Source organism: Gilliamella sp. A7 (assembly GCF_002142015.1).
Lineage (GTDB): Bacteria > Pseudomonadota > Gammaproteobacteria > Enterobacterales > Orbaceae > Gilliamella > Gilliamella apis_A.
The window spans coordinates 1-23,443 of record NZ_NASN01000041.1; the positions used below are offsets into that span (position 1 = coordinate 1).

19 protein-coding genes and 1 tRNA gene are annotated in these 23,443 nt (G+C 32.1%); 7 read left to right on the plus strand and 13 right to left on the minus strand.

Translation table 11 applies throughout. The annotated features are described in order from the left end of the window. Nucleotides 1–271: 271 nt before the first annotated feature. Entirely contained in the window at nucleotides 272–1,120 is an 849-nt protein-coding gene (locus B6D18_RS09445) for an aldo/keto reductase (protein ID WP_086364223.1), read from the plus strand. Between the two features lie 106 nt (nucleotides 1,121–1,226). Here the strand turns inward: B6D18_RS09445 and B6D18_RS09450 are convergent, their stop codons facing one another. Next, a complete protein-coding gene (locus tag B6D18_RS09450) occupies nucleotides 1,227–6,191 on the minus strand; it encodes an autotransporter outer membrane beta-barrel domain-containing protein (protein ID WP_086364224.1) in 4,965 nt (1,654 codons plus the stop codon). Between the two features lie 732 nt (nucleotides 6,192–6,923). On the opposite strand from B6D18_RS09450, the gene B6D18_RS09455 reads away from it, so the two are divergent. From B6D18_RS09455 to B6D18_RS09465, 3 genes are read left to right on the plus strand one after another with little or no spacing between them, the layout of a single operon-like run. Further along, nucleotides 6,924–8,075, plus strand: coding sequence for a merozoite surface protein 3b (locus B6D18_RS09455; RefSeq protein WP_086364225.1), 1,152 nt, complete (start codon nucleotides 6,924–6,926; stop codon nucleotides 8,073–8,075). Further along, nucleotides 8,075–9,445: a DUF6384 family protein gene (locus tag B6D18_RS09460; RefSeq protein ID WP_086364226.1), complete on the plus strand. Its 1,371-nt coding sequence runs from the start codon at nucleotides 8,075–8,077 to the stop codon at nucleotides 9,443–9,445. The genes B6D18_RS09455 and B6D18_RS09460 overlap by 1 nt, the downstream gene beginning before the upstream one ends. Nucleotides 9,446–9,448: 3 nt before the next feature. Continuing rightward, complete coding sequence (locus tag B6D18_RS09465; RefSeq protein WP_086364227.1) at nucleotides 9,449–10,876, plus strand: hypothetical protein; 1,428 nt, start codon at nucleotides 9,449–9,451, stop codon at nucleotides 10,874–10,876. A gap of 103 nt (nucleotides 10,877–10,979) precedes the next feature. On the opposite strand, the gene B6D18_RS09470 is transcribed toward B6D18_RS09465, so the two are convergent. The 3 genes from B6D18_RS09470 to B6D18_RS12850 all read right to left on the minus strand — a co-directional run bounded on the left by B6D18_RS09470 (nucleotide 10,980) and on the right by B6D18_RS12850 (nucleotide 12,337). Beyond that, nucleotides 10,980–11,261, minus strand: coding sequence for a YciI family protein (locus B6D18_RS09470; protein ID WP_086364228.1), 282 nt, complete (start codon nucleotides 11,259–11,261; stop codon nucleotides 10,980–10,982). Nucleotides 11,262–11,416: 155 nt separating this feature from the next. After that, nucleotides 11,417–11,938 (minus strand): DUF2867 domain-containing protein, encoded by a 522-nt coding sequence (locus tag B6D18_RS09475; protein WP_086364229.1) that lies wholly within the window; start codon nucleotides 11,936–11,938, stop codon nucleotides 11,417–11,419. A gap of 189 nt (nucleotides 11,939–12,127) precedes the next feature. Beyond that, nucleotides 12,128–12,337, minus strand: coding sequence for an SDR family oxidoreductase (locus tag B6D18_RS12850; RefSeq protein WP_254048633.1), 210 nt, complete (start codon nucleotides 12,335–12,337; stop codon nucleotides 12,128–12,130). A gap of 32 nt (nucleotides 12,338–12,369) precedes the next feature. On the opposite strand from B6D18_RS12850, the gene B6D18_RS09485 reads away from it, so the two are divergent. From B6D18_RS09485 to B6D18_RS09495, 3 genes are all read left to right on the plus strand, one after another. Next, complete coding sequence (locus B6D18_RS09485) at nucleotides 12,370–12,696, plus strand: type II toxin-antitoxin system RelE/ParE family toxin (RefSeq protein ID WP_086364231.1); 327 nt, start codon at nucleotides 12,370–12,372, stop codon at nucleotides 12,694–12,696. A gap of 133 nt (nucleotides 12,697–12,829) precedes the next feature. After that, nucleotides 12,830–13,480 (plus strand): JAB domain-containing protein, encoded by a 651-nt coding sequence (locus tag B6D18_RS09490; RefSeq protein ID WP_086364232.1) that lies wholly within the window; start codon nucleotides 12,830–12,832, stop codon nucleotides 13,478–13,480. 63 nt (nucleotides 13,481–13,543) lie between these two features. After that, nucleotides 13,544–14,704 (plus strand): Shedu immune nuclease family protein, encoded by a 1,161-nt coding sequence (locus B6D18_RS09495; protein ID WP_086364233.1) that lies wholly within the window; start codon nucleotides 13,544–13,546, stop codon nucleotides 14,702–14,704. Between the two features lies 1 nt (nucleotide 14,705). Here B6D18_RS09495 and B6D18_RS09500 read toward each other — a convergent pair whose 3' ends face one another. The 9 genes from B6D18_RS09500 to B6D18_RS09535 all read right to left on the minus strand — a co-directional run bounded on the left by B6D18_RS09500 (nucleotide 14,706) and on the right by B6D18_RS09535 (nucleotide 23,291). Further along, on the minus strand, nucleotides 14,706–16,865 hold the full coding sequence (locus tag B6D18_RS09500) for a P-loop NTPase fold protein (RefSeq protein WP_086364234.1): 2,160 nt from the start codon (nucleotides 16,863–16,865) through the stop codon (nucleotides 14,706–14,708). A 170-nt stretch (nucleotides 16,866–17,035) separates the two neighbouring features. Further along, nucleotides 17,036–17,221 (minus strand): integrase domain-containing protein, encoded by a 186-nt coding sequence (locus tag B6D18_RS13025; RefSeq protein WP_371328893.1) that lies wholly within the window; start codon nucleotides 17,219–17,221, stop codon nucleotides 17,036–17,038. A gap of 55 nt (nucleotides 17,222–17,276) precedes the next feature. Beyond that, nucleotides 17,277–17,420, minus strand: a complete 144-nt coding sequence (locus tag B6D18_RS13030; protein ID WP_086364235.1) for an integrase domain-containing protein — start codon at nucleotides 17,418–17,420, stop codon at nucleotides 17,277–17,279. A 215-nt stretch (nucleotides 17,421–17,635) separates the two neighbouring features. Next, nucleotides 17,636–18,178 carry a hypothetical protein gene (locus tag B6D18_RS09510; protein ID WP_086364236.1) on the minus strand — a complete coding sequence of 181 codons (543 nt, stop codon included), beginning with the start codon at nucleotides 18,176–18,178 and terminating at the stop codon, nucleotides 17,636–17,638. Nucleotides 18,179–18,725: 547 nt separating this feature from the next. After that, nucleotides 18,726–19,001, minus strand: a complete 276-nt coding sequence (locus tag B6D18_RS09515; protein WP_065651277.1) for a type II toxin-antitoxin system Phd/YefM family antitoxin — start codon at nucleotides 18,999–19,001, stop codon at nucleotides 18,726–18,728. Nucleotides 19,002–19,769: 768 nt separating this feature from the next. Next, a tRNA-Gly gene (locus B6D18_RS09520) sits at nucleotides 19,770–19,845 on the minus strand. A 71-nt stretch (nucleotides 19,846–19,916) separates the two neighbouring features. Continuing rightward, complete coding sequence (locus tag B6D18_RS09525; RefSeq protein ID WP_086364237.1) at nucleotides 19,917–20,174, minus strand: DUF1145 domain-containing protein; 258 nt, start codon at nucleotides 20,172–20,174, stop codon at nucleotides 19,917–19,919. Then, entirely contained in the window at nucleotides 20,174–20,737 is a 564-nt protein-coding gene (gene rsmD, locus B6D18_RS09530) for a 16S rRNA (guanine(966)-N(2))-methyltransferase RsmD (protein ID WP_086364238.1), read from the minus strand. Before rsmD ends, B6D18_RS09525 begins: the two co-directional genes overlap by 1 nt. A 13-nt stretch (nucleotides 20,738–20,750) precedes the next feature. Next, nucleotides 20,751–23,291 (minus strand): PBP1A family penicillin-binding protein, encoded by a 2,541-nt coding sequence (locus tag B6D18_RS09535; RefSeq protein WP_216818938.1) that lies wholly within the window; start codon nucleotides 23,289–23,291, stop codon nucleotides 20,751–20,753. Nucleotides 23,292–23,443: the final 152 nt, after the last annotated feature.

Consider the following 23,443-nt stretch of genomic DNA (forward strand, 5'->3'; position numbering starts at 1 on the left):
ATCATAAACTCTTCCACTCTATTTAATACAATTATTAACTGATTAAAGTTTATCAAAGTAATAATTTACTAAATATAAAAAAAATTTGAGGAAAGGGGTTTTTGAAGATAAAAATAAAGGTAAATAGCAAGAAAAACCGACTATAAAACAAGTCATTTGTTGACTGTTGAGATAACATTTCTACTTTACTTAATAGTGAGATTAATAAATAATCATTCGAAAAGACAACCGTTAATATTTTCAGTTAATTTTAATGTTAGAGGTGCGCATCATGAAAAGCACAAAATTAAATAACGGCATTGAAATGCCTATTTTAGGTTTTGGTGTTTATCAAATTGATGAAAAACAATGTCAGCGAGCGGTATTAGATGCAATTGATGTTGGTTATCGCCTAATTGATACCGCTACAGCTTATCAAAATGAACGCCAAGTCGGAAATGCAATTAAAGTGAGTGGAATTAACCGAAAAGATCTTTTTATTACTACCAAACTTTGGTTAAATCGTACTAGCTATGAAGGTGTTAAAATTCAATTTGAACAATCGCTAAATTTACTACAATTAGATTACATTGATCTATATTTAATACATCAACCTTTTGGTGATATTCATGGCGCTTGGCGAGCAATGGAAGAGTTGTATCAACAAGGAAAAATTAAAGCCATTGGTGTAAGTAATTTTCATTCAGACCGTGTTGCTGACTTAATAGCTTTTAATAAAATTAAGCCTGCCATTAATCAAATCGAAATTAATCCATTTAATCAACAATTGCAAACAGTACCTTGGCTACAAAGTAGAACTATTCAACCAGAAGCGTGGGCGCCATTCGCTGAGGGAAAAAACAATATTTTTAATCACCCAGTATTAACTGTTATTGCCAATAAATATAATAAATCAGTTGGCCAAATTATTTTACGCTGGTTAATACAAAGACAAATTGTCTGCTTAGCAAAATCAACTAGAAAAGAACGAATGACTGAAAATTTTAATGTTTTTGATTTTGAACTTTCAAATCAAGATATCATCAATATTACCGCAATTGATACCGCAACTAGTGCATTCTTCTCACATCGTGATCCAGCAATTGTCGAGTGGCTGACTAAACGCAACCTTAATATTTAATTTTCCAATCAAACAAGAATTTGAAAAAGAATTATATATAATTAAATAAGCCGATATTTATCAAGTAATATCGGCTTTGCAAAGTTAACAAAATTTTATTTAACGATTACCAATTAGCCCGGATACCTATAGAAGCACTAATTGGCGCTTTAACTCTGGCGTCGCCACCATGAGTCCAAGTGTGGCCAATCTCACTATACGCACTAATTTGATTATTAACTTCATAACTACCACCAATGGCTAATTCAGAACTGAATGATTTAGCCCCATTACTTAACTCAGTAGCAGCATTTTTACTAGCAAAAGTGACATGATCAGCACCACTTGGTGAATAGAAAAGGTTTACCCGAGCATAAGGACGCCATAATTGATTATCAGCCTTATAATCACCTTCAAATCTAGCCCCAATACGGAATAACCAAGCATTATTATCACTATGTTTTACTTTAGTTTTACCATTGATATGACTATCTTTTAAGTCTAACCATTGGTGAATAATTTGTGCTTGAGGTTCGATTTTCCAATTACTATCAAATAAATCAAATGGTTTACCCGTTTCCATGGAGGCATTCAAACTATTTGCTTTTTGTTTGCTATTTTTATTACTATTTGGATTTACATCAACTCGATGGCGCGCAGCTTGTAAAACCATATCGAAATAACTCCCATCGTTTTGCATATAAGTACTATAAGCAGCCATAAAGTATGAATTAATACCATTGCTACCTATACGCCCATATTTACCACTAGCAAAGCCATCAACACTTAAATTACCATGTAAATAACCGAAGTATCCGCCTATTCGCCAATCGTTATTTTGCCAAATATCACTACCCAATTGGAAACCAGAATAGTTGCCTTTACTGTGTGCATTAGCGGTACCATTCTGTTTTACATTAATACGTTTAGTGATAATTCGTCCCCACCCTATTGATGAATCCAACAATGGCGCATTACCAATACGTTGATGTAAATTACTTTGCATAAGGTTATCTGCTAAACGAAGTTGTTCCGCTATTGCTCCAAACATCGATACTTCTTTACGATAAGTTTTTATTCTGCCCGTTTTTTCTGGGTCAGGAGCTGGATTTATAGTTGGATCTATAGGCTCTTGTGGATCAATTGGGTTAGCTGGGTCATCAGAATTATTCGGTAAGTAAGAACGTAAATACCAGTTATTATTTTGGTTATTAAGATCACCTTTATGTAAATAATATTCATATGCTCCAACATCTAGATGACCTTGTTGCATTTTGAAAGCATCATTACTACTTGATCCATCAACATGTACTAATTCAATACCATTAGTATTACTAGTATCAGCACCTAAACCATCAATGTTATTAATTTCGATAAAGGTACTCCCCGAAACATTACCCTGTACAAATAATCGATCGGTTGGACTATCACTATCTTGCACAACCGTGTCAAAGATTAACTTACCATCATCCCCAATATAATCACCAGCAATCGTTAAACGGTCACCTGCAAATTGATTACCGAGGGTAATCACACCACTATTATAAACACTACCACTAATATTAGATTGGTGCAGACCAGATTTAAGATCCACCATAGCACCTGAATTAATAGTTAATTTATCAGTATTTAAATCACCAGTGAGTGTTAGTCTAGCAATACTGCTAAGATTAATATTTTCCCAGCCAATAATAGCCACATCACCTATCAAACCATTAGAGGTAGATGAACCAATAAGATGAGTATTAAGGTTAAGGCTATCAACATCAGACGATCCATCTACGCGAAGTAATTTATTGCCCCCATCAACAACCGTCAATTGTGATATATCTGCACCCTCATTGATAAATAAGGTATCATTGCCAGTACCCAATCTAATTTGACCACTAACTTTAGAACCATTATTGAGGGAAATAATTGAATCAGTTGTTTCATTTTTAATCGCAATACCACTAGCCGATGAAACATCTGCACCTTGATTCAAATTGATATAAGTTTTAAGGCCTTCTTTACCAGAAGTATTAATGCCTATTCCCGTTATATTATTTTGGCCAACTACCTTTCCTGATATATCAAGTTCAGTCATACCTGTACCATTATTGGTCACCATAATACCATTATCAAAACCATTGATGACGCCATCGGATTGTTTAACAAATAAATCTGTTGCGGTATCACCATTAGCGGCTAATATGCCTGAACCTTGATTAGCACTAATATCACCTTCAGCTATAATATTCGTTAAACCTCGTCCATTATTGGTAAGATTAACGCCATTCATTTCTCCCTGAATATTACTATCGGCTTCTTGTCTAAAGGATAGACTACTAGTATTGGCATTATTAGCTACAATGATAGCATCTAAAGTTTGACTAATGATTTGACCAGCAACTTTAATATTCGTTGAACCTTGCCCATTGTTGGTAAGATTGACACTATTGAGTTTGCCATTAATCTCACTACCTTTATTCTGACTAAAAAGTAAGTTGTTTGTAGCTGACTCAGCAACAGCAAAAATGGCGTCATTATTATTACCAATCACTTTACCGGCAATACTAATTACCGTAGAACTTTGACCACTATTGACTGCATATATTCCGTAGCGATTACCATCAATCTCACCAGCAGATTGGATAACATTAAGACTTTTAGAGCTAGTACCATTTTTCGCTGCTATACCATCTCGTTGTTTACCGATAACGTTATCTGAAGTAGTAATATTGGTTAATCCTTGACCATCATTTTCTATATTTATACCATCTTGATTACCGGTTATAGAGCCTTTTAATTGATTGATTTTTAAATCCGTAGCACTATTATTGTTAAACACACGGATTGCATCATTCCCAGCACCAGTTACATTGCCTGAAGTAGTGATCGCTGTAGTACTTTTGCCATTATTAGTGATATACATGCCGTATGACTCCCCTTGCATATTACCATCTAATTGTGACACTGTGATATCTTGGCTATTTTGATCATTGAGTAATGTAATGGCATTATATTGACTACCAATAATGTCACCAGACGAAGTTACTGTTGTTTTACCACTACCTTTATTACTAATATTAATCCCATTAGTATTACCTTTAATCAGCCCTGATGTCTGCATCACATTGACATCTTGGCTATGACTGTCATTATTAATTAAGATCCCTTCATTCTCTTCACCAATGACATCACCAAAAGTATTTACATATGTAGATCCATTACCATTATTATTAAAATTAATACCACTTTTTTTGCCATAGATACGGCCTGATGATTGTTTTGCTGTTAAATTTTGACTGTTTGTTTGAGTTAGAGCATAAATACCATTACCTTGATGGCCTAATACTTGCCCTGCAGTTGAAATCGTTGTTGACCCAGTCCCTTTATGTTCAATATTAATACCATCTTGATTACCATTGATATTACCTAACGATTGGATAATTGTAAGATCTTTGGTATTGGTCTCATTAACAGCAACAATACCATAATTAGTCTCACCGGTTATATCACCAGAGCTACCAATAACAGAAGATCCATTGCCTTCATTGTGAATATTAATACCATTAGATTGACCAGAAATCGTGCCTGCAGATTGATTAACCGTCATGTCGTGGGTGTTAGCCTGATTTACTGCATAAAGGCCATCATTTTGTTGGCCAATGACTTCGCCATTAGTGGTAATTAAAGTTGAACCAGTACCTTGATTAGTCAGATTCATTCCATTAAGTGCACCTTTTATACTACCACTTGTTTGATTAACGTTTAAATCAGTTGTGTTGGCACTACCGGTAGCAAATATACCGTCTTTTTGTTGTCCTTCGATAGCACCATGACTTGAAATCGAAGTTATACCATTACCATTATTAACTATGTTTATGCCGTATTCTTTACCGGTAATTTCACCTTTTAATTGATTAAAAGTTAATTTATTCGTATTGGCTTGATTAGTGATATTTACCCCATCTTTTTCGTTACCAGTAACTGTACCAGAAGTTGTGACAATAGTTGATCCATTGCCATTATTAACAGCATTGATACCATTTAATTTACCATTAATAACTCCTGAATTTTGGGTCACCGATAAATCATGAGTGTTGCTGCTATTATTGGCATAGATCCCATCATTTTGTTGACCAATAATATTAGCTGAAACCGTAATTGATGTAGAACCATTGCCCTGATTGTTAGCTTTAATACCATTAAGTCCACCAGTAATAGAGCCACCATTTTGTGAAATCAGTAAATCACCTGCATTTTGTTCATTAACGGCATTAATACCTTCATTTTCATCTCCAACCACCTCTCCATTAGAAGTAATATTGGTTCTGCCTTTACCTCTATTATCAGCATTTATACCATTTTTTTTCCCATGAATATTACCTGCAGATTGGATTATTTTTAAACCTTGAGTATCTCCATCGTTTACAGCCAAAATACCATCAAGTTCATCACCGATAACCGAGTCCGCAGTTGAAATTATTGTTATCCCGTGTCCATTATTTTCGGCGTTAATTCCATTGCTTTGACCATGAACATTGGCACCAACAAGTTCTGTGATGTTTAGATCTTGGGTAGAGGAGCTATTTATAGTTTTTATTCCATCGCCTTGTTTACCAGTGACACCACCTGATATCGTAATACCACTTGAACCATTACCATTATGATTAAGATTAATACCATTTTTACCACCAATAATATCTCCAGCAGATTGATGTAAATTTATGTCACTAACACTATTATCACTAGTATAGTTATAACCATCATCCTCAGATTCAATATGCTTGGATAGTAATATGTCTACTGGATCGTTAAAATTACTAACACCGAAAAGTGAGTTAACATAAGCATTGATTTGTTTATTAGATAAGTGATTATTAGATAAATTTTTATTGGCAATCTCATTAGTAACGTTTCGGGCGCAATTATTGTTGAGTAATGAACTATCACATTGGGCATAACTCATTGGGGTCATGACTAATGTTAAACTGATAGCTGATAATAAATTAATTAAAAACAATCGACCTTTAGATTGCGCTTTTTCTGATGTAACGACGTACGCCTGACGCTGTGCATTCCAAACTAACTTAAATACTTTATTCATTATTTCCTCTCCAAAATAAATCTATATTGGTAAAACAACATTTTTATTTGAAAAATCTAATAGAGAATTTTTAAGTAGTGCTATTAAGTGCATGACAATTTGCTTATTACAGCTAAGAAATTAATACAATTGTGGAGCGTGGCAAAAATTTCGAACAAATAAAAAAGACTTTATTTATCAAATAATATGACTAAATTAGTAAATAATTTAAAATAGAAAAAGAAAAGCTATGTTATGGATAATTTAATTTTCAAAAAAAGAAAACTGATTGGAACGGAGTGCATTTTTACCACATTGTAGGTAAATTGGCAATCAAAAGAATAAAATATATTAATATATGTAAAAAATCAAATAAGTTTTAGCCAAGTGATTTATTTAATATTTTTTTCAAATTATTCAATTAAATAGATTCACTATACACTGCTATTTTTAGCAAATCAGAGAAGGGAAATTTAATTACTGAAGATATTAGTCGAACGTTTAGCCACATGAAATAACGTAAATGCTAAATTAACAACATTACACAAAACTAAAACAGAAAGCCAGTCAAAATATAACCCTCCACATTCATTAAAATCCCCCCTGATTAATTACTTTTATACTTAAAACTATTGTCTTTGATGGTTATTTTAATAATCTAAAAGGCTATTGAGATAAATTGTTGTAAACAATATATTAAGATATAATTTAGCAGATTTGTCGATGTAATAATAAAAATTAAAGGATTTATAAATGTCTAGCCAGGTCGTACCTTATATTGATAGAGCAGTACAATTATTAAATAAAATCGGAATTATTATTAAACCACAAGCCGATGCGCCAATTTTAAAGTTATTGGATAATGTTGCCGAAATTGATAAAAATCGAGTTATCGAAATAGCACGAACCTTACAACAACAAAGTGCTTTTAATCAAGTGGTTCGCGAACAAATAGATGGTGTTGAAGTTTCACAACGTTATACTAAAATTGTTAATCATTTTGATAGTATCCGAACAGATATGGAAAAAATGCTAGGTTGGCTGGATGATGGCCGATTAGACTTTTTTGAAAGAATAAAAATAGGTTGGATGAAACTACAACGAGGCTCTATTCCCGACCGATTCAATCTGATAAAAAAGACCTATTTACAGGTATCGCAAGAAACCGGTAATCAAATTGAGCGTGAGCATATTATTCTAAATGCCTATCAAGATTTTCGATTTGGATTGAAACAAGCGCAAATCACTGCCGAAGAATTAGTTCAAATAGCAACCTCTCGCCTAGAAGAATGTAAAGATAAGTTAGCATTAGCCATTGCCGATGTAGATAATTTTAGTGAAGATGATCATCTGGCAAAAGCGCGTTTAGAGCTTATCCGAGATGAAGCATTACGTAATGTTCAACAAGAAGACAGTCGTTACCAAATAATATTGGATTTAGCCAATAATTTAACCGTTTCATATAATTCAGCAGAAGCAGTCTTTGCCCGTATACAACAAACAACCTCTGTGAAAGAACGAGTTTATCAACAAAGTGTAAGCTTTTTTTCCACCAATGAAATTGTTTTTACTGCATTAAGTGCATCAATCACTTCTTTAACTGGTTTAAGCGAAAGTACTAAAACTTTAGAAGCGATGAAAGATGGCATGAATAAAGGTATTGAAAGCATTGCATCTGCTGGTAATAAGCAATTAGAAGAAAGCTTACGTGCTGGATATAGCTCAACCATTAAAGCTGATTCTTTACGTGCGTTAGTCGATGCTATTGTCAATTATCAAGAATCAAGTCAACAATTAATTGCTGAACTACGTAATGAATCAATTGATAATGCCAAAGAGATAGATCGTATTGTTGAAGATGGTAAACAACGCTTTAATAATATTATTTTAAAGGCTAATAATTAATGTCAAATATTAAGCTTAGTGACCAACTAGGTGCAATGGCAATAATTGACGAACTTTATCAAAAGCAACAATTATTACTAGAGCACCTTGATCATAACGCTTTGCGTACAAACTTAGCTGAAAATATAAAAAATTATTATCAAGCTAAGGGGCAAATTGTTAATGACGAAATCATTAAGAAGGGAATTAATCTTTGGTTTAACCAAAGATTACAATTTATTGCACCTAAACGTAGTTGGTTAGTTCGTTTTTTTGCTTTTTGTTACATAAAACGAAATACACTTTATCCATTTATCGGAGTGATCTTAGTTATTTTATTGTTTATCAACTTAGTCTTATTAAATAATGCTTTAAAAATTAATGATAATATCGATACAAGTTATAGCCATATATTATCACAAAAAAATACCTTAAATGATCTTAACAATAAATTTTTGCAAGTTGATAAACTTCCTGTTCACTTTGCACAAGTTCCTGTAAAAAAATTAAAAGACTCAATTACTCATTTACTTAATCAAGAGATTAATCTTCCTGTTACTGAATCAATGCAGAATTCATCGCCAAGGTTTAAGATGAATCAGCAAACACTTAATGATCTGAAAGAACTTGATAACTCAATCACCTCTACTTTACCTGAGATCACCAGACAAATAACAGAATTAAGTGAATTACTTGAAAAAGATAAAAAATTGGCCAACTTAATTCAAAGCAAAGAGTTTATAGAGGCAACTAAAAAATATCCTATATTACAAATTTCTGTTGATAAAATTCTTGATAAGCTTAATCAAGGACAACAAGATATTGATGTTGAATCAATCGAATCACTTTATAATTCTGTTGGGCGTGCAGAAACACTTGAAAATAAAATTCTATCTGACTCGAAACAGTTAAAAGCATTAAACGTGCCTAACTCTGATATGAGTGAGATTATTGCTTTACAAAATGCCTTAAGTGCTGATTTAAAAAATTTGAATTTTGAGCATGTCGAGCATTATCAAGAAATGATGGCTTACTATATAAAACTGGCTCAAACCAATTTAACATTAACTATTGTTGATCATCCAGATTATAAATCGGGAGTAGAGCGCACTCATGACAATACTAATGGTAAATCGTGGTACTTGATTGTCAGACCGATGACAACCACTAACCATTCAGATTCATTATGGGTACAAAGTATTGAAACTGGAGAATCAAAATTGGTAAATACATTTGGTCAACAAGTCACTTTAGAACAATATAACAGTGTTAAAACCGATAAAATGCAAGATGGGCATATTGATAACAATAAACTTTGTACCAAACCGAAAGGACGTTTAATCTTCAATTGTCCAAAATCAGTGAAATCTGGAAGGATTTTAGAGTGGTAAACCATGCAGACCAAAATAATTGAAAATAAAATTTATGAACAAGCACAAGGTATTAAAGCCACTTTAGATATGGCTTATAAAGAAAGACAAGATACCCTTGATAGCATTTTGAATTTGAAGAATGAACAGGCTAGTATTTATCAAAAAATTGCTACCATTTATTTAAAAGAATCACCCCAAAATGATAATTTTCAAATACAAAATATTATTAAGCAATTGCAGGGACTATATAGTGACTTATCTAGCAAGCTTAGTAAATTAGAAAAACAAACTGTTCAATATCAACAGCAATTGACAAATACCCTTGCAAAGTTAGATGAACTTACAACTCAAAAGGTGCTACAACTGGAAAGCGATCCTGATTACGTTTCATCGTTTAACCGTTTTACTATCGAACAAGAAAGTTTAGAAAAAGTAACCAAAGATTATGAAGTATGCCAAAAAGAGTTCTCAAAGAAATTAGCCGAGTATAGTAAAAATAGCTATTACAATTACTTAATCAAAAGAAACTATGGCGAAGATAATTATAAGGGTCGTTGGATTTTTAGAAATCTGGATGAATCGCTAGCTGAATTTGTTCATTTCAATGAAAATTATAAAAACCAAAAAATACTCGAATCCTTAATGAAAGAATCGCAATTTAAATATGATAATCAGAAAAAATTATACGATTTGGCCTTAAAACAAAAAAATAATAAAGAACAACTGGTTGAAAACAGTTTGAAGCTTCCACAATTAAAAACTGAATTAGCTAAAATTGAACATGATTTAGCTAAAGCTGAGCGCCAGAAGCAAGAGGCTTATAATACATTAAATGACACACAAACAGGACAAAGTGATCAGTTTAAACAGATATCAGCGCAATTGGCAAAATTATTTAAAAATCAGTCAATTAAACAACTTGAGCAGCTAACCTTACAAACTAAATCCAAAGAAGATGATATATTACTTAAAAAAATTCCTGAATTAGATAAACAGATAAAAAAACTTGAACAACGTATTCCACATTTTCAACAATCAATTGGAAATCTTGAAGATATTTTTATTCGCTTTAATCAAACGTTAAATTTATTTAGGCAAAATAATATACCTAGTTCTTTTTATGAATATAAAATTTCTTCAAACACACTTAATAACCTACTAAATAATTTAATAGAATATGGTGATTCTCCTGAAAAAATAGTTATGGAACTTTTAGCTAGACGCGTGCTAAGAAATAATACAACTTCCTCAAGTACAAATAGTGGCTGGTCGATATTAAGTAGCTCTAGTTCATCTTCTTCTAAGCGCTCAAGTCGCTCATCATCAAGCTGGTCATCTAGTAGTAGTCGAACTTCATCAAGTTCTTCAAGTTCCTCATCCAGTGGGAATAGTTATTCATCGAGCTCTTCATCTGGTGGCGGTGGATATCGTACTACGGATAGTTTTTAGATAAACAAAATTAGTTTTATGCAAGTTATTTATTAAATTATTCGTTTAAGTAGGTGCATTAAATGCAACCTACTTTTAACACGTCAGATCAGATAATGTAAATTTAATTACTTAATAAGTTAGGCGAGATTTTATTCGCTTGAAATAAGGTAAATTCTAAATCAACAAGATCATAAATACAAAATGGATCTAATTTCATAATACTTTTAACTTCTTCAAGTGAATCACTCATTACTACAATAATTGCACCTGTTTTATTCTCTAAAGGACCAGACGCGATAAACTTATTGTTGGCAAAATACTCATCTAAAAATTTGTTATGTTCTTCAAATTTAGCTAATAGTTCTTCCAAAGGTCTTTTAAACTTAAATGTTACAATTATCATTATACATTCCTTATATATTTTAAATTAGTTACGTAAATATTTAGCTAAATTTCTCTAGCTAAAAAATTTTACTTATTATGACGTCTGTTGTCATACAAAAAAGGGTAAAAAAGTTAATAGTTCAATTCAAAATCAATCCTGATTTACGAATACAATCATTTTTTAGCGTTAAGATTTCTCAATAGTCTATTGACAATAAATGGATGTAGAACAGAAACTGGCACCATATATAACTTGCCAATTAAATTATGATTTTTGACTGATGTAATCACATATAATTTATTTTGTTTATCATTATCATTAACTAAGTAAAGATGCAAACAAACATCTAGATGATGATCTCTAATGATTAAAGTTAATTTATCTTTTTCTAACTCCATTACGTTAAAAAAATGCACTGTATCGCCAACATTAGGTATAATTTTACTTAACTGTTCAAAACCTTTTATTGTTCTAATTCCTACCATTCTGCCTAATAAATCTCTCATCTTAAATAATATTTTAAGCCATTTAGGTTGAGATTGAGTCATCATTCTATAAGCGTCATAAGCAGAAATATCGCTAGGAATAGAGGCTGTTTGGTAACTTAAATAATCAATATCTTCCGCAATTAAAGCAACCTGACGGTTTAATAACCTATTTAATTTATTAATAATATTTGTTTTCTTAGCATCCATGACTAACTCAATTAAGTTGTAACTTACTTATTGGCTAGGTTAAAAGCATAAAAAATATACTTTTAACTAATAATTCAATTGGCAAGTAAATAACATTATTAGCTAATTTTGCAATATAATTATATATTTATCAATCAATAAAATATAAATAATTATTACTTACAGTTTTATTTAATTTTAGTTATTTTTCTACCAAACACCCGTTGAGGATCCGCCATCTACTATCATTGTCGTTCCTGTCACAAATTCACTTTGCGTTAAATAAACAGCTGCATCAACGATATTTTGCGGATTGCCAATTTTTCCCATGGGAGACATTTTAGCTAAATTTTCTCTATCTTGTGCATTATGAATTGCATTAAGGGGGGTATCAATTACACCTGGAGCAATGGCATTCACTTGTATATTTGATAAAGATAATTCTAAAGCTAATGCTCGTGTATAATGTCGCTTTAACTCAAGATGCAGAGGCTGACTTAGCTGCCATTTATGACTATATAGCAGAGTATGACTGCTCTGAAAATGCCAATTACGTATTGGATGAACTATTAAAAACTGCTAAGAATTTAAGCCATTTGAATGAAAAATGCTGTATTCCTAAAGAGTTACTAGATTTAGGCAATCGTGATTATCGTCAAACCTTGTTTAAATCCTACCGGCTTATCTACAAAATCATCGACCAACAGGTCGTTATTTTTTTAATTACCGATGGCAGACGTGATATGCAAGCATTATTAGCGCGGCGTTTATTAAGGTAGGGTGTATTACAAATTAGGGGTTATAAGGCTAATAATTAGCCGTTATTGCTATACCATCAATGACTTTTTATTCTATGGAATTATGTTATATTGATAACATTAACAAACTCACTCTTACACAGTATACCTCATAATGGATATAAAACTCGCTAAAAACGATAAACGATATATTGAAGGCACGGATGATGTCTATAATATCATGAAGAATGTGCTACTACGTGACAACAAAATAGACCAAGAAAAAGAGCATTTCTGGATTGTTGGTATGAATCTAGCGGGTTACATTCTATATATTGAACTCATTGCCTTAGGGTCTTATAAATCGGTAGATGTTGAGCCAATGAATGTGTTTCGTGTAGCAGTCATGAAAAATGCTTCACGAGTGATCGCTGTACATAATCATCCATCAGGAAGATTGTCACCCTCCGTAACTGATAAAGATATCACAGATCGATTAATCCAAGTGGGGCGCATCTTAAATATAGAATTTGTAGACCATTTGATAATATCCCCTTTGTCTTATACTAGTTTTAGGTCGATTGGTTTAATGGATGAATTGGAAAAAAGCCTTAAATATGTGCCAACTTATCAGGTGGTTGAGCAGATTAGGAAGGAAGAGCAGAGGATTGCTAGGGATAAAACTAAAACAGTAAAAGATAAAGCTAATGCTGAAAAGAAAGTACTTATAAATGCTTTATTAGAAAAACAAGTTTCTATTGAAAATATTGCTGAAATATTAGAGGTTACTCCCAAGCAAGTCAGTAAAATTATTAATATGCAATAAGAAAATATTAATTAATGATTCCTTGTAATCAGGAGAATTTTGACTCAATTTATAGGAGTAATAATGGATAGTTACCAAAATCCTAAGATAGGTAAAACTTATATTAGCCCTGCGTTATCAGACTTCCATAATAAAGAAAAAAAGATCAGAATTGCTACTAAAGCCTTATTGTCAACAGGAGGTTGGGAATATGCAAAAGAGCATGATGAAATCATATTACGTAAAAAAACTGATGCTGCAACTTGTATAAAAGCAAAATTTTTAGAGGATAATAGACAAACATTTGTACTCACAATACAGAAATTTATAATTAATGATGAAGATACAGGTACTCCTTATGGCTCAGGATTTTCTTTTGTTGGAGATGAAATAGATAAATTTTGCGAGTTCTTGCATCATATTCAATCAATAAAACTTAAAACAAATAATTCTATTAATATTTCAGACGAAGAATTAAGAAAATTAACGTTAACTTCTAGTCAAGCAGAAAATTTAATTTCAGACAATGAAGAACTATTTGCAGAAGTAATTCGCCATGCCATAACTAAAAAAGATATCGTTACCATTGCATATAGGAAAAAACAATTAGAAACGTTTAGAAAACTACTGGAAGATCAAGAGTACTTTAATAACGTTAAAATTAGGAAAAATTGTAAAGATGAAGCGCTTTGGCAAATGTTTTTTGAAAAAAACCCATGGATATTTGGATATGGTTTAGATTATATTTACACCTCTAATTTAGATGATAAGCGCCTTGAACAAGTTGTACATGGCTATCAAGTTTCACAACATGGGAAAAGGGTTGATGCATTATTAAAAACAAGGGCATTCATTTCTACTTTATGTTTTGTTGAAATCAAAACACATAGAACACAACTGCTTCACAATATACCTTATCGTTCGGGTTGTTGGGCTCCATCAAACGAATTAACAGGAGCTATCGCACAAATACAAGGAACGATTTCCTATGCACAAGAATCTATTTTTGGAAAACTGACCTTAACAGATGAAAATGGTTTTCCTACTAAAGAAGATGTATTTAATTTTCGACCTAGAGCTTTTATTGTTATTGGTAACCTTGAGCAATTTAATGGTGAATACGGAATAAATCAAGAGCATATCCGAAGTTTTGAGTTATATCGTCAAAATATTTTTCAACCAGAAATAATAACTTTTGATGAACTATACGAACGGGCAAAATACATTATTGCAACAAGTGAATAATTTATTCACTTGTTATTTCAGCCTCTTTTGTAATATATTTATGTAACCATATAAATTGCTTAATAAAAAGAGTACTTTTTTCTTTAATATCATCATAATCTCGGGGAAAATCATCTTCAATTGACTCGAAGAAAGAAGGAAAATATTTCTCCAGATTTTCTATGATAATTTTTGTATCTAATACCTCAGCTAAATGATTATACTGTTCTCTCTCAAAATTTGATTTATGGGGAAGTCCTGACTCCATTCCCCATGATGTGGGTACGTAAGACTCAAGGATGCGAACAAGCACCAAGTCATCTTTTAAAATTTGTTTTGTTATATAATCATTAGCAAAATTATGATTAACATACTTATTCAAAATATAAAATATATAAGAAACTAAATTAGGATAAACTAATGTAATATCTGTATCTCCAAGTTCTTCTATAATGCTATTCCCTAAATGCTTTCCTATTATATTAATAGATTCATCTGAAAACGCTTCTTGCTCTGGTTTATCGTCATCCTTTCTTTTTAGCCATCGGAAAATTTCAAGTTTAAAATCAAGAGACGGTGAATTATCAATACAATCACAAGCTAATTTTTCTCGATTATTAATTGATTGATTTTGAATTAAACTACTAATAAGCATAGCTGCTTGAGCAAAAGGATTTAAAAAACTGTATAAAGTGTCTGGATTAGGAAATAACTGATTTTTCTGGGCTATAGCAATAGCTAGTGAGTAGGATGAAGCCTCATTTAAATCTACATCTCTTTGTCTCAACTTTCTTATTAATGTTCCAGCATTATCAGTATTTAGAATATCATTGAAAGGGTTTTCACTTTCATCAAAAGACAAATTAAAATTTTCACATTTATATATCAATTTGTCTATTAACTTATCAGAAACATCATTTCTAGGAATAGAATAAGTAAAATACCTAGAAAAATAGTGTTCTGAACAAATCCGTTGAGCATTATTCCAATTTTCGTACCAATCAGAACCATAATTCCTATTTCCATAAACAGCTTCTAATTTAGGAAATAGTTTTTTTAGTAAATATATAAAACTTTCCTTATTTATATTTTGTGCTTTATCAAGTGTCCTATCAATAATTTTTTTAATATGGTCTTTTTCCTGTTCATTATTACTATAAATATTACTCGTGAATGTTCCAGTAAAAAGTTTCTTATTTGTTCTCAATAACTCATATAGTAATGGACAAAATACTCTAATACCCTCTATTAACATTAAATCAACTGGATTAACTTCATCTTTTAGAATCGGAAGTGCAAATAATAAAATATTTCCATAAAGTTTAGCTTTTCTTGGGGTAGTCAGACAATCATCAAAAGCATAGCTAAAACTATTTACGAAATCTTGTATTTGTACTTGTGAGAGATCAATCTCTGCGAGTCTTACTGCTTCATCTATACCTTGAAAGCAAAATTCACGTAATACTTGTTTTTCAATACTTGGTAAATGAAGCGGAATTTGAATAATTTTTTCTAAAAATGCTTCTCCTGCATTATGCATAGTGCTGGAATATCTATCTTGCAACGATGTAGCCACTACGTCTTTATCAAAAGCTAAAATATATGAAGTGTATTTAAAATCTGCAGTCAATTTAACGATTCTAAAAAGAGTATGAATTTCTGTTTTTTCAAGACGATCTACATCGTCTATTAAAACTAATATTCTTTTTTTTGCATTTTGAAGTTCATTTTCAACTCTTTTTCTAAGTTCATTTATATCTATAGTAGATATAAATGAACTCACAATGTTGCCAACACCTTCAACACCAGCTAATGAAGTAACATCTGATGCTGTTCTTTTTACAAAAGCCTTAAATTTATCGCCTGTTGTAACTAGTTCAGTATCTAATGCATCGGCAATAGTAAAAAAGAATCCGGTTAATAACTCTTCTTCCGTTCCAAATCTCCATGGGTTAAATTTTATACAAATAACATTGTCATTTTTTTCAAGAGATTTCTCAATAAAGTTGAGTACAGATGTTTTACCATCTCCCCATATTCCATAAAGTCCAATAACTATACTGCTCGGGTCGGTTCTTTTAGATATAACTTGAGCAACTCGCTCTGAAAATGCCCAACGAGAAAATCTGTCTTGCTCTTTTGCAAAAACAGGTGAGTCAGAAGAATAGTTTGTACTGTCCATATTTCATTTATATCCTCTTAATTTAATATAAATAGTTTTATTTACATTACAAAACAAAAAATACTTTTTTAATATTCAGTAAATTTATATGAATTAGTATAAACCATCTTTTCAATATAAAGTATATAAATAATATTATTCTAGTTTTTGTAGTTATCTTGACCATAGACTTATTTTACATTCTTTCCCTTACTATCCCACGCCCAAATCCATAGTTTTTTTTGATAAAACTTTGTTCGATGCAGTATTAAGTTATGCCCTATCAGACTATGGGGTGAGATTTTGCCGGTTAAGCCAAATGCTTTTGTTTGGTTACGCCAGTAGCTCATGGCTTGTTTTAGATTAGGTTTGTTGATAAGTTAGCCGTTTTGTTGGGCTATTATGTCAGGCTTTGTTGATGATGGTGAGTGCTTATTGCCGGATGATGATATGGACTTGTTGCGGTCTACTGCCTTTAGTGTCAAACACAACCTTGATGGAAATTGCACTGTTATTAAGTACGCTTTGCCATATTTTCAAGGATTGACAGCTTTGTACGGCTACTTCACTTGAAATGTCTACCCTTTTTTATACAACAAAAAAGAGGTAACTGTTTATTAAATGCCATCGGTGTTAAACTTTTCAAATAACATAACTTCATGATTTTTAATCGACAAACTTGCCAGACTTTCAATTAAATCACTGGTAGTAAAACTGAACAGTGTTATAGAAATATTTTTAACAGTTCTACGAATTAGTGTAGCCTAGCCAGATGATATTTAGCATATTGCTCATAATTTATCCAAATAAGCACAGCCTTCAAAAATTTTACCGTTATAGTTTATAAAAATTTCATATATTGAATAAGGTTCATCAATATTGAGTTCACATTTAGACTCTTTATCAAGATTTCGGATTAATCCAAACACACCATTTTTTGAGTAAAAAAAAGCGACAAAATCATATGTTACATTAGAGTTTTTTATATCGATTTTTATTGCTATGTTCTCTTTTTTCGAATTAGTAAACTGTAATCTATTTTTAGTTATTTTGGCATCCCAAAATGGTTCATAGCCACTGGCATAAAACCCGATTGAATTATTGGTAAGTTTATTCCAAAATTCTGTTGGTGATAGCATACCTATCTGTTGCATTTGTTCTAATTTGGCATTATCTATCCAATCTATCGCTCCTGTTTTTAAATCCATAAAACTCTGTTTATTATCTTGTTTGCCTCCTAAATATAAATATTCTTTATTTGCAGAGTCAATAAATAACTCTTGCGCTAATAGTAATTTAGGGAAAATCAATAAAATTAAAACTAAAAATCTCATAGATGGATAGGCTACACTAATTTGTACAACTTTTAAGAGTTAAGATAAATTACCATAAAATATGAAAATACGATAAAAATAAAATGACAAGACAGACGAACCTATACAGATGATTTTAAACAGCGGATGGTAACGCTATATCAACAAGGTAAAACCTACAATAAATGAGTTTTACCGTAAGAATTAACGTCATCAACGTTAGATATGAACTTAGACAATGAACTAAGACAAAATTTTCTGCTTATGCATATTGGTACAACAACAATCGACTGCATTTATCATTAAGTTATTTGATGCCGATGGCATTTTATAAACAGTTACCCTTTAACTTTGTCGTATGAAAAAGTATAGACATTCCACTCATAAAGTTCATAAGGATGAGAACCACGTTGGGGAAGTATCTCAAGTTTTTTAATAGTCTCTCTAAGCTGATTAAATACATATCTAGCATTTTCAATACAATCATATTTTTTAATATATTGGTAAATCTGGTTGATATCTTTACTGGCAATATCAACGATTTCAACTCAATATTTAACCGTCATGATTAACTTTCGCTATCTTTACTTAGAATCTCATCAAATACCTCATCGACTGAACGACTTTGGCCTTTTTGTCGTTGTTGACTTGAGATAACAAGTCGCTTTAACATAGCAATCGTATTCATTTGCCTATCATACTCACTCACTTCCACTAAAACGGCTGTAGCTTCACCGTTTTGGGTAATAACTAACGGCTGTCTATCTTCAGCTAATTTGCTCATGACTTCACCCGTATTGTTTTTTAAGTAGGTAATAGATTTTACTTGTCCGCTTAAATTCATAATAGGCCCTTTAATGATACTTTTTAATGATTTAATTATATACCTAATTAGATTTTTAAAAAGAATTAAATATTTTTTCTAAACATCTAGTTACGTTTTCTTGATGCGTTGATTGATAATCTAGCTCATTCCACAGCGAATAAAATTGTGGTCAATCTTGCTAAATCTCTTCAAAGAAGGTTCAACAAAACCAACCTATGGATTGTCCATTTGCTTATATTTAGGATTACTTTCCTGCACCAGAATATTTTTAGATTCGTGTTGTACTTTTCAACAATATTTGACATCATCAAGAATTGAGTAGTTTTTTTCTCAGGCCTTAATCATTCGACCATTAAATTTATTAATGCCATAGAGATAAAGACTCATTATTTCAATGAAATAATTATACACTGAAGTTTAAAGCCAATGTACTACTTGGCTTCCGAGGTACTAAATCAAGTACACAGTACTCATAACTAAATGATATCTTACGTTGCAAACGATTGTAATAAAGTAAGTTTTTAACCTAAAACATGAATTTCACAAGGGCTTATGGGATAAGCTTTATATAATAAATAAAATCATAATATTACAGGTCTTTATCTGAAGTACTACCCAGTTTCTGATGTACTAAATTAGGTGCCACTTATGCTTGGTTGGAGTGGGTATGAAAAGAGGGGGTAAGCTATATTTATTAGTAATATCAATATCTTAAATACAAAAGAAAAATATTTATACAACTCGAACCGATATTACAACTAATTGATTTGAATAGTTTTTTTGAATTGGAGCGGGAAACGAGGTTCGAACTCGCGACCTCAACCTTGGCAAGGTTGCGCTCTACCAACTGAGCTATTCCCGCATTTTGAATGCTTCGAAAGAAGTGGTGAGCATTATACAAAAATATTCGTGTATAGCAACCTTTTTTAACCGTTATTTTTTGTTCTTCCAGCTAAGTGTTTCAAAAACACCAAAAATAAAAAGTCTAAGTGCTTTAAATTTATCCTGCTGCTTTTCTTGATTGGTCATCGTTGATTGTAATAACCAAGCTTGTAAGCCATGGGTTATAACAAAAGCGGCCAATCCAACGTATGCAACAACATTGGCCGGCTTTGGAAATGGATGAACTAAATTAAATAATAAAAATAACCATATAAATGAATAGATTAATTTACCCAAAAGTATAAACATTATTTGTCTTCTCGTATAAATAGATAGCTATGAACTTGTCCGGCTGTTTTTTCCCGATGTAAATACCAATTTGATGGAATATAACTAGTTAGATCATGAGTGGTTTCGCACTCAATGTAAATATAAGCGGATGAATTAAGCCAAAGATTATTTTCAAGGAGTGTTATTGTCTTTTCAATCAATGATTGATGAAAAGGTGGATCGATAAAAACAACATCAAATTGTTTTTGCGCAGGTTTATCTAACCATTGAAAAGTATCGGTTGCATAAATGTCAATATTATCACTTGCAATGAGTTGTTTATTTTTTTTCAGCTGATTAGCCACTTGCTTGTCTTTCTCTAGTAATGTGACTGATTGAGCGCCACGTGATGCAGCTTCAAAACCTAATGATCCACTACCTGAAAAACAATCCAAACAATTGCTATTTTGTATAATTGGCATTAACCAATTATACAAAGTTTCTTTTACTCTATCTGTGGTTGGGCGCAGACCTTGCTTATCAAGAACCGACAATTTTCTACCGCGCCATTTACCACCAATTATTCTTATTGAACCATTCATATAATAACCTTACTTAGAATAGTTCTTGAGTATTGCCCTGTGAATCCGTCACACTAGTACCAACTTCTTGTGCTCCATATGTAGTTGGTTCAGTTCCTTTGATAAAGTATTCAGACATTGTTTTTGCACCTGAACCAGGTAACATGCCTGTTCGTTGATCAATTGTCACCGAAATCACATTGCTAGGTTTTACATCTTGTTTTACCGGCACATCTTTGAGAGCAACTTTCATATAATCAACCCAGAGAGGGTTAGCTGTAACTGCACCAGCTTCGGCACGGGTAGCCCTTCCTAGAACACGACGGTGATCATCAAAGCCCATCCAAACCGATGTAACAATATTGCCACCAAATCCAGAAAACCAAACATCTTTCGATTGGTTAGTTGTACCAGTTTTACCACCGACATCTCTTCTACCCAAGGCTTTTACACGCCACGCTGTACCTTGCCAATCAGAACCACCAAAAACAATGGTACGTAATCCATCTTTCATAATATAAGCAATACCACTATCAACTGTATGCGGCGCATACTTAGGTGTTACATCAACAGCTTTGTTATCATTATTAATATCAGGTAAGATTAGATTATCTTCTGACTTAAGATTGTCCTGCTCTGGCTCTTCATTACCAAGTTCATTCGATTCGTTTTCAACGTTATCTAACGACACAGAAACTGAATCAAATTTCACAACCTCATCTTTACAATTATGGCAAGCAATCAATGGTTGGTGTTGATAAATCACCTCATTACCATTATCGTGTTCAATTTTTTCAATTAAATATGGCGTAATTAAATAGCCACCATTTACGATTACTGAATATGCCCTTGCAACTTGTAAAGGAGTAAATGATGCAGAACCTAAGGCTAACGATTCATTATGAGAAATATTTTCTTTCGGAAATCCGAAACGTTCTAAATAGTTTGCTGCATAATCTATACCTATAGCACGTAGTGCCCTTACCATCATCACGTTTTTAGACATACCTAAACCGATTCGCATTCTTAAAGGCCCTGCGTAGTTTGGCGGTGAATTTTTTGGGCGCCATGTCATACTACCAGTAGTCCGCACAATAGGTGCATCATTAAGCAGAGTTGCCATGGTTAAGCCTTGTTCTAAAGTTGCAGTATAAATAAATGGTTTAATATTAGAACCTAACTGCCGTAATGCTTGTGTTGCACGATTAAATTTACTTAAATTGAAATCGTAACCACCGACAATAGCCTTAATAGCCCCATTATCAGAATCAAGAGAAACCAATGCAGCATTAACTGCAGGTATTTGCGCTAAAACCCAATTATCACCAGATTTCTTCACCCAAATTAATTGACCAGCTTTTAAAGTATCATTAACTTTTCTTGGCGAAGCGCCTTGTTGATTATCATTAATAAATTTTTTTGCCCATTTCATATTTTGGTAAGTAATAGTGATATTATTTTTGTCAGATAATACTGCTTTTGCTTCCTTATCATTCGATTCTATTACCACTGCAGGGCACATACCGCTATAGCAAATATATTTATGTAGGGCTTCTTGGATTTGTTTTTCATCTAATGCTGGCTCGTTATTTTCCCATAAGACTTTTTCTGGACCACGATAGCCATGTCGCATATCATAATCAATAATATGCTTTTGTACTGATTCTGTTGCTGCAACCTGATCTTTTTTAGAGATAGTTGTATAAACTTTATAACCATCAGTATAAGCATTTTCACCAAATTTCTCGTACATAAATTGTCTTGCCATTTCAGCAACATATGGCGCCGAAAGTTCAATATTTGGTGTATGGTAACTTGCATTTAAAGGTTTCTTAATGGCTTCATTATATTCAGCTTGAGTAATATAAGATTGGTCTAACATTCGCCCCAAGACCCAATTACGTCTAGTTAACGCTTTATCAGGATGAGAAATCGGGTTGAATGCTGAAGGAGCATTTGGTAAACCAGCAAGTAAAGCGGCTTCATCTATAGTTAACTGATCTGGTGTTTTACCGAAAAAAGTAAATGATGCAGCTGCTATACCATAAGCTCGCGAACCAAAATTGATCATATTAAGGTATAACGCCATAATCTCGTCTTTAGATAATTCTTGTTCCATACGAATAGCAATAATCATCTCTTTTATTTTACGAGACATGCTTTTTTCAGGTGTTAAAAAAAAGTTTTTAGCAACTTGTTGAGTTATGGTACTACCACCTTGTGAAAAACCTTTCTGCTTTAATCCTATATACATTGCTCGCACAATACCTATCGGGTCAATGCCAAAATGTTCATAAAAACGAGAATCTTCGGTAGCGATAATAGCATTTACAACAACTGGTGGAATTTCATCATACTTTAATGGTATTCGTCGGCGTTCACCAAAGACAGCAATCAATTCACCATCTTTACTCAGAACTTGCATAGGTGTTTGTAATCTAACATCTTTTAATGTTGAAACATCCGGTAGATCTTTTGAATAATAGCTATAACCAGCTATACCTATAATTAAACCACAAAGAAATAAACCTATAAAAAGTTTAAAGCAAAATTTTAATATTTTTAGTATTATCACAAATCATCCCTATTCAATTGATTTTTAATCAAAGAAAGATAATAAAACTGTTGTTATATTTATTAATATCCTTTTTAACCGACGAGTATACTACTTACTCAATAAGACTCAAAATAAAAAGCAATAATTATCTATATTGCAAATAATACTTG